General features: G+C 63.6%; 6 protein-coding genes. All 6 read right to left on the bottom strand.

Annotated features, from left to right (window positions below; translation table 11 throughout):
• Positions 1 to 119: 119 nt before the first annotated feature.
• Positions 120 to 1,190 carry an ABC transporter substrate-binding protein gene (locus BWR60_RS35460; protein ID WP_088157973.1) on the bottom strand — a complete coding sequence of 357 codons (1,071 nt, stop codon included), beginning with the start codon at positions 1,188 to 1,190 and terminating at the stop codon, positions 120 to 122.
• Positions 1,191 to 1,307: 117 nt separating this feature from the next.
• Positions 1,308 to 1,904 carry a hypothetical protein gene (locus BWR60_RS35455; protein WP_088157971.1) on the bottom strand — a complete coding sequence of 199 codons (597 nt, stop codon included), beginning with the start codon at positions 1,902 to 1,904 and terminating at the stop codon, positions 1,308 to 1,310.
• A 17-nt stretch (positions 1,905 to 1,921) separates the two neighbouring features.
• The gene (gene tssI / locus BWR60_RS35450) at positions 1,922 to 4,900 is read right to left on the bottom strand and encodes a type VI secretion system tip protein TssI/VgrG (RefSeq protein ID WP_144445878.1); all 2,979 of its coding nucleotides are present in this window, start codon (positions 4,898 to 4,900) and stop codon (positions 1,922 to 1,924) included.
• Entirely contained in the window at positions 4,897 to 5,286 is a 390-nt protein-coding gene (locus BWR60_RS35445) for a DUF4280 domain-containing protein (RefSeq protein ID WP_088157967.1), read from the bottom strand. Before BWR60_RS35445 ends, tssI begins: the two co-directional genes overlap by 4 nt.
• Positions 5,287 to 5,684: 398 nt before the next feature.
• The gene (locus BWR60_RS35440) at positions 5,685 to 7,640 is read right to left on the bottom strand and encodes a restriction endonuclease (RefSeq protein ID WP_218823837.1); all 1,956 of its coding nucleotides are present in this window, start codon (positions 7,638 to 7,640) and stop codon (positions 5,685 to 5,687) included.
• 189 nt (positions 7,641 to 7,829) lie between these two features.
• Positions 7,830 to 8,645, bottom strand: a complete 816-nt coding sequence (locus BWR60_RS35435; protein ID WP_179222080.1) for a sugar phosphate isomerase/epimerase family protein — start codon at positions 8,643 to 8,645, stop codon at positions 7,830 to 7,832.
• Positions 8,646 to 8,679 lie beyond the last annotated feature (34 nt).

Here is an 8,679-nt window from a genome sequence, read left to right as displayed (position 1 = left end):
TGTCGATGGTGGGGACCGGCCCAACTCGGCCGATGGCTCCAGCGGCTCGAACCCCCTCCCCCAACCCCCTCCCGCAGGGGGAGGGGGGACTCACTTGGGCAGGCCGCACCGGCCCGGAGCTATCCCGCGTAGAACGCCTTCGTCTCCTGCCACAGATCCGAGAACGCCGTCCGTTGGTCGTCGCTCAGCGGCGACATGAACTGCAGCTGGGACAGGTACTCGGCCTTGTGGATCTGCTTGTTCAGGTCGTCGGCCGGCAGCGCCGCCATGGCCTTGGCGTTGGCCGAGGCCGGGGCGCCGATATTGGTGGCCCAATAGTCGTAGAAGCCGGGGTCGATCATGTAGTTGATGAAGGCCAGCGCCGACTCCTTGCGGGTGCTGGTGGCCGGCACCGACAGCCCATCGATCCAGCCGATGCCGCCTTCCTTCGGCACCACGAAGTCGACCGCCAGCTTGAAGTTGCGCTGCGACCGCACCGCCGCGCCCGACCAGTAGATCGACACGTCGAACTCGCCGGCGGCGAAGGCCTTGTTCCACTGGTCCTCGCTGGACCACAAGAGCTTCACGCCGGGCTTCAGCTCCTTCAGCTTGGCGGCGACGGCGGCCATGTCCTTGGGGGCGTTGATGTCCTGCCCGGTCAGCAGGGCGCCGATGCCGATCGCGGTGACGGCGTCGTCGAACAGGGCGATGCGGCCGGCATAGGCCGGGTCGGCCAGCACGGTGAGGGTGTCGGACTTCACCTTGTCGCGGCGCAGGCCCAGCGCGTTGATGCCCCACAGCCAGGACACGCCGTAGGCCTTGCCGTCCTTGTGGAAATTGGCGTGGTCGCGCAGCGCCGGCGACAAATCGGCGGCGTTCGCCACCTTGGCCAGGTCGATCGGCTCCAGCAGGTCCTCGGCCTGGGCCTGCAGGGTGCGGGCGCTGTTGATCAGCACCACGTCATAGGTGCCGGGGTTGGTGCGCAGCTTGGTCAGCATCTCCTCTTCGGAGTTGAAGTAGTCGTGCTTGACCTCGATGCCGGTCTTCTCGGTGAAGGCCTTCAGGGCCCAGGCCTCGTCGGTGCCGTAGCCCTGCCAGTTGAGGACGTAGATGGTCTCGGCCGCCCGCGCCCGGCGCAGCGGCATGGCCCCGGCCAGCGCACCGGCCCCGAGCAAGGCGCCGAAGCGGCGCCGATTCAACAGGATGGACATGAAACGCTCCCCGGCGGTTATTGTTTGTACACAAACAACCGTAGCGCAGGGTCTGGGGGCTGTCAAATTACCTTGGCGCGGCTCCCGAGGGGCGTTGCCGGTCCTGGGACGGAGGTCTCAGGGCCGCGGAAAATCATCCGTGCGGACCAGGATGGACAGGCCGCGGGTGGAGAAGCGGCAGGAGACGGAGGCGGCCTCGCCGACCGTGTTCCTGGCGAAGACGCGGAACAGCCCGGGTGCGAAGTCGACCGGCGTGGCGCCGAACCCCTCGGCCGAGGCCGCCAGGTACTGCGCCGTCAGGATGACGCCGCGGATGTCGCGCTGGCGGTATTTGCCGATCGGCAGGTCGGGGTGGTAGGGCCCGGTCTCGTGCAGCGGGATGTCGACCGTCAGGCGCCGCTCCAGCGTGGCGCCCGCCGGCAGCTTCGTCGCCAGCGGGATGATGCGGACCGACACGGTGCGGTCCTTCGGCAGGGGCGCGATGCCCCGCAGGATATGGGCGAAGTCATCCTCGCCGCGGGTGATCACGGCGCTGTCGAGATTGACGCGCGCCTGGCCGGTCTCCGGGTCCATCTCCGGCAGCGCGTCCAGGACATAGATGTCGCCGCCGCCGGTGTTGGTGAGGGTGTAGGCGAACACCAGCTCGTCGCCGTCCCGTGTCGGCTGGCAGTCCAGCGTCACCTCGCCCCCGGCATCCTCGATCTCGACCGTCATGCTCTCCGTCTCCGGCACTACAGGCTGTGGTGATCGGCGCGGCGCGGGATGCCGCGCTCGTCGCGATACTGGTTCTCGGGCCCGATCGTGTTGAACTCTTCATTGTTGTCGAAATTGTCGGCCCGCGGCGTCATGTCCTGCGTGCCGTGGGCGTTGTGCTGGGCGTGCGTCATCTCGTGGAACAGGATGACGTCGCCGGGGGCGTTGGGCGCGTTCACCGGATTCGGCCATTGCTCCGGATTATAGTCGACATTCGAATCCGAGCCCGTGCCGTTGGAGGCGTTGGTGCCGTTGGTCGGTTTGGCGAACGCGTTCGGCGGGTTGGGCGGCGGCGTCTGCGGCCGGATCGTCATCGTCCGGCCGGTGCCGTTGTAGTCGGTCAGCATCGCCCGGCCCGTCGGGGTCTCGTTCATCAGGGCCAGCTGCTGCACCACCGTGTCCTGATAGGCGGCGTCACCCGCGACCTTGATGCCGGGCCCGACCTGCAGCGTGCCGTCGGCATTGGCGGTGACCGCCAGCCCGTGATGCGCCTTGGCCGTGTGGTGCCTGCGCCCGCCGCCGCCCCTCCACGGCGGGTGCTTCTCGATCCAGTCCTCCGGGTCGCCCGGATCGGCCATGGCGGCGTCCAGCGGGTCGGTCAGGTCGGCGTCCGAGGTGCTGCCCGGCGACCCGCCGGAATTGATCTGCACCATCGGCCCGCTGATGAACACGCCGGCCGGGTCGACCACGACGAAGCTGTTGCCGACCTTCAGCGTGATCTTCATCGACGCCTCGACCACCACCGACGTCGCGTTCAGCGTCGCCGCGCCGTCGACGACCGTGTTCCAGTTCCCCTGCAGGCCGAACACCGTGTCGGCCTTGACGCTGAGCTGGTAGCCGGCATCGACCGCCTCGTAGCGGTCCTTCATCACATGCAGGTCGGATTCGCCGCCCACGGTCGTGACCAGCGACCCGCCGGACTTGCCGGTCTTCGGGTCCTTGCCGCCGATCAGCGCGTGCCGGTCGGCATGCACCGTCTCGTAATAGGTGCCGAAGGAGGTGACGTCGGTGCGCCCCTGGCTGCGCAGCAGCAGCTGCTCGTGCCCGCGCGTGTCGTCGAAGCGCTGCAGGTGGAAGCGCGCCCGCTCCTCCTCCTGCAGCGGCACCGACCGGGTCTTGATGCCGCTGCGCAGCCGGTATTTCGGCAGGTCGAAGGGCGGCTCCTGCTCGGCATTGTACACCCGGCCGGTGATCAGCGGCCGGTCGGGGTCGCCGTCGATGAAGTCGACCACCACCTCCTCGCCGATGCGCGGCAGGAACTGCATGCCCCATTTCGGCCCGGCCCAGGGCTGGGCCACGCGCAGGAAGCAGGAATTGGTCTCCGGCCGCGGCCCGCCGGGCGCGGTGCGGTCCCAGTCGAACTTCACCCGCACCCGCCCCAGCTCGTCGGTCGCCACATCCTCGTCATCGGCATCGCCGAACACGGTCGCGGTCTGCGGCCCCGGCACCCGCGGCTTGCGGCTGATGCTGGGCGAGCGGTACTGCCGGCCGGGCAGGATCGGCGACGCGGTGAAGGTGTTGCTGTAGGGATGCTTCACCGGCGGCTTGATCCACGGCCCGATGATCGGCACATGCGACAGCGCCTGCAGCAGGCCCTCCGGCAGCACGTCCAGCAGCATCGACGCCGCCTTGCCCGCGAAGCCGCCGAAGAAGGCGCCGACCAGGCTGCCCAGCCGCGGCAGCTCGTTGATGGTCTTGTTCACGTCCGGCAGGTTGGCCTTGGCGGCGTCGGTCAGCGGCCCCAGGCCGGCCAGCCCGCCATCCTTGGCCGCGTCCTTCAGGATCCGCAGCAGGATCTCCAGCGCCTTTTCCTGGGTGTAGGCGCCCTCGGTCGCGGTGAAGGAGACGGAGGTCAGCAGGTACTCCTTCTCCTCCTCGACCGGGATGCGCATCTCGTCCTTCTGCTCGGCCACCTTGATGATGCGGATGCGCGTGCCGGCGGCGAAGGGCACGTTGAACGAGGCGCCGGAGAAGCTCTCGTATCGGGTCTCGTCCTCCTCGATCCGGTTGCGCACCAGGCCCTTGGCGTAGCCGGTGGTCTGGCCGGGCACGGTCAGCGTCGCGAAGCCGCCGGGATATTCGTAATGCTCGCCGTCCAGGGCGGTGACCGCCTCGGGGATGACGGTGTCCTGCCCCTCCTCGGACAGCGGCGGGCTGCGCCGGTACTCGCGGTCGCGATAGACCCAGCGGCTCAGCTGCGGGTCGAAGCCGTGGGTCCAGCCATGCAGCTGGCCGCGCGCATCCTTGGAGGAGACGAAGGACAGCGGCGAGACCTCGTTCACATCGTAGGGCGGGCCGTCGACGATGACCAGCTTGTGGGACGCATCGGTCTGCTGGAAGAAATAGTGCAGCCCGTGCTGCTCCATCAGCCGGGAGATGAAGTTGAAATCGGTCTCGTTGTACTGGACGCAGTATTGCAGCGGCGGGAACTTGTCGCTGGAGCGGATTCGGATGCTGTAGTTCAGGGTGAAGCGGCCGCGGAACCGGTCCTGGTTGGCGTCCTTCAGGATCGCGTCGATGATCTGCAGGACGTCCTTGTCCTGGAAGATGCGGCAGTTGGTGCCCTGGTCCAGCAGCGCCAGCCCGGGCGCGACCCGCATGGAATAGGTGCGGTATTCCGGCCGCGTCGGCACCAGCTCGCCGGCGGAGAAGGAGCTGATGAAGCCGCTGAAGCCGCGATAGCTGGGCGTGTCCTCGTCGGTGTTCCAGGCGTGGTAGCGGATGCGGAAGCCCGCCGTGCGGCCCAGCATCCGGTCGGGGGTGATGTCGAACGCCTTCGACACCATCGACAGGGTGTAGAGGAAGGGGCGGGAGATCGCCTCCTGCCCGATGATCCCGGTCACCAGCAGCACATCCTGCCGCTCATTGCCGATGTCGAGCTGGATCAGCGCGTCCTTCTGCGGGCTCTCCTCCTGGCTGTCATCCGCCCCCGCCGCCACATCCATGACCGTGCTCACGGGATGAAGTCGGCCGGCTGCCCGGGCGCCACGACCGAGACGATGCCGGCCCACAGGCAGGTGCAGGTCGAGACATTGTCCAGCGCCGGCTGGCCGGCGATCGGCACCGTCACCGCGCCCGGCGCCCAGGGGGCCAGCGTCATCGGAATGCAGGGCTGGGGCGTGAACACGCCCAGCGCCGCGGCGGTGGCGGCGATCACCTGCGGGTTGGCCGGGCTCAGGCACATCCCGAAGGGGGCGATGTTGACCATCGGCTGGTGGTCCATGATGGTGGCGGCGGGCTGGTGGCCGGCATTGACCCGGTTGACCGGCAGCACCGTCAGCACCGAGGGGGTGGTGCCGAAGCTGCAGGCGATCTGCGCCGTGTTGACGACCTGAAGGGGCATGGCGTGCGGTTCCTGCCGGCCCGGCCGCCGCTATGGGGCCGTGCCGCGAACGCCCTGGAAACGGGGCGGTGGTGGGAAATGCCGATGGCTCACTGTCTCAGCCGGGGTGTGAATTCATCGTTATGCCTGCGCGCGGACCCCCGGGGACGGGGAGAGAGCCGTCGGGCTCACCCGGAAAGGGTGGCAGGCGGAGGACGGCTCCGCATCATCCATATGGGGGGGATGCGGTGGGTTTCTTGGGGGAGGCGGAGGGGGGGCGACGATGCATCAGACGGGCGGGCCGAGCCGTCCGGCAATTCGTTGACGGTACGCTCCTAAGGATCTGCTGTTACTTTGCCAACAAGAGGCACTCTGGCGTTCGAACCGATCTAAGAAATTTGTGCGCCGCCACCTTAACCTTAATCACCATCATCATTGTTTTGATCAGTTATCTGTTCCGCCTTATCAATGAAAGGTTCGACGTCTGCCGGGCTCAACGTCCATGTCGCACCATTTCGATCTCGTGCTTCTCGAATGAATGTATCAAGTTTGTAGGCTTGCTCGACAGAGCTAATTTTCTCAATCAGCTGTGCCAGTGGGGCGGCCGAGCGTTCATCGATATGTAGTAGAGTGGTCATAAGCTCATAGCTTTGCTCGGATTCAAAATCCGTGGCAGTCGCCATAGATAGGAAGTCGATTACCCGGGCGGGCGTGTCAGCGTAGATTCGTGCGAGTTCCTCTACCAAATCGATCATCACACCATCCCACGTAGCAAGCACGAAGCCCTTTTTATCTTCTTCCTTCAGCATAGTTGCAACAATCGAGTCGTGTTTCACGAGAATCTTAGGTTGAAATTTCTTCTCATTTTTAATTCGAAGAAATATATCTTCATTATAGTTTCTCCAATCCACAATAGAGATATTGTAATTTTCAACTAAAGTTTGAATTCTGTTTTCTATGGAATTTAAATTTTTCCCTTTTGATATGCCAAAATGTCTAAGAAATCCTGATAAACTTAAATTGTCTCCTTGCCTTACTAAAGTTTCGGAAATATGAGTGTAGTGACTAATGTATGCATTTTCCGAAGAGCGAAGTGGTGCGCGCGCTTCAGACGGCAAGGCATCATAAATTTCTAGCCATTCCAGAGCTTTTAAGCCATGAGACGCCATCTCATTGAGATAAACGCGAGGAAGAACTATTTGAATGTTATGTGTATCACATGCTTGCTTTAGGGCAGCAGCTGCTAAGCCATAACGCGATTTTGCGTTGCCAAACGCTAGTCCAAATAAAACAGGCATCGCGACACTTGCATCTAAAACCATCGAAATCTGTGTTCGACGTCCTAGAGCCCGATATATATCAAAGGTATTTGTTGAGAATACTCTATCGACTGTTGCGCCGTACTGTCTCAGGCGGGCACAGCTTGTCATTGCCAATGACTCAAAGACTTTGGCTCGTTTGCGGCTCAGTCCGTGTGTGCCGAGGAAATCACTCAGAGATGCCTCTAAAGGGCCGTGACCGTCGAGGTCACGATTCCGGACGAGCAGCTCCAGAGCTATATCTAGTAGCTTCTCAGCATCTTTGTCCTGCAGTCCCGTTACCTCTACCAGCGCCGCCACATCGGCTTTGCGAGCTGCAAGAAACTCGGCTTCTGCTGCTTGCATCACAAGCAGTTCCGCAGCGCTTAGCTGGAATCCGCTTGGTTCTTTCTGCACGCGTCCCTCGGACTGGAGGCGCGACAACGCGGATCTAGCTGCGCGATCGACATTCTCGCCCGGAATTGATGCTGCAACCCATCGAATAAGATCTACGTCTGAAGCGCTTGGGTGTCTCAAAAGTTGTGCCCGCAGATTGGCTTCGATGACTTCATCGCGAAGCTCGCGGGCCTCTTGTGAAAACAGGACAACCGTGCTGATGGCGATGTCTTTTGGTGCGGCATGAAGCTCGCTCGGCACCGCCATGCCAAGCATCTCGTAGGATCGCTTGATAACGCCCGGGCGGGAAAGTGCAGTCGAAATTCGACGCAAATCGATGATCAATAATTCAACGAGTCCATTTTTACTATACTTCTTTTCAAGAAAACTTTGTTCCGAATCTGGGCTTATCTGTCGATTGGTGACAAATATGAGGCTTCGTTTGCCTTCATGAAGCGTTCTGGACGCTTCATCATTTATTTTTGTTTCCCAATCCTTTCGGACGCTAAGCTGGATGCGCAAATCTGTGCGGGAGCACATCACATCACGGCCGCCATCGCCCGAGCCATCGACAATACGTATATCTTGATAGCCTCGTTGTTCGAGGTACATAAGCGCAACATCGTAGAAGCGCTTCTCGTCGAGATGCTGAATCGCGGTTTTGAGGGCTGAGAAATACAAGGTCATTGTCCAAACAAAGAGGCGTCCATCGTATTCACCATGTTCCTTACGATAGCCGATTAATCACCAGCGGCGAATAGGCGAAGTTGAATTCAGTAGGCTTTGCGGGAAGCATGTGAGGACGGCTCTGCAGCTTGGCGAGCGGCTTGGTAGCGCGCGTCGGAATCGGGTGTGCAAATTTTTTGCTCGCTAACCCACCTCCCCCAACAGCCCCTTCAAATACGCCACATCCGCCTTCAGGAACGGCAGCACCTCGTCGCCCATGCGCTGGCCCTGGCCGCTCGGGTGGCTGTACTCCGCCGGCAGGCAATACGCGCCGTCATAGCCCACCTTCCGCAGGGCCTGGACGAAGCCGCGCCAGGAATAGGCGGCGTGCTGGTGCGTGGTCCAGTGCACCTTGTAGACCGCATCCTCCTCCGGCGCCGTCAGCCGGCGCTGATAGGCGCTCTTGAAGTTCACCAGGCGCAGCCGGTCCGACAGGATGTCGACCGCCAGCTCCACCGGCTCGCCCGCCACGCCGCAATGCGCCATGTCGAGCACGGCGCAGACATGCTTCGGGTCGGTGCGCTCGATCAGGTACAGCACGCCCGCGGCGCTGCCGATCTGGGCGCCGGAATGGTTCTGGATGCCGATCGCCACGCCGTGCCGCTCCAGCGCCGGCAGCAGCGCGTCGAAGCGGCGGCGCCAGCCGTCGACCGTGGCCCGAAAACCCTCCGCCGGGTCGACCGCGATGCAGATGCGGATCATCGGCACCCCGGCCTCGCCGCAGGCGGCGACCGTGGCCTCGTCGACCGGGCCGGCGATGCTGCGGATCGACAGGCCGCGCGCCGCCAGGGTGCGGGCGGCGGCGGGCAGGCCGGCCACTGCCGTCTCCGGCGTCACCTGGTAGCCGGGGCGCACCGGCAACTCCACCCCCTGCAGGCCGAGGCCGGCCACCGTGTCGGCCAGCTCCGGCAGCGGGCCCGTCCAGGGCTTGGTGAACACGGTCAGGATCGGGTCGGGCACGGGTTCCTCCAGGGGTGATGGGGCCGGTGGGGTG

The sequence above is a fragment of the Inquilinus limosus genome, from assembly GCF_002195995.1.
Taxonomy (GTDB): Bacteria; Pseudomonadota; Alphaproteobacteria; order DSM-16000; family Inquilinaceae; genus Inquilinus; species Inquilinus limosus_C.
Note: the sequence above shows the minus strand (reverse complement) of the source record. Positions and strands in the feature narration are given on the sequence as shown.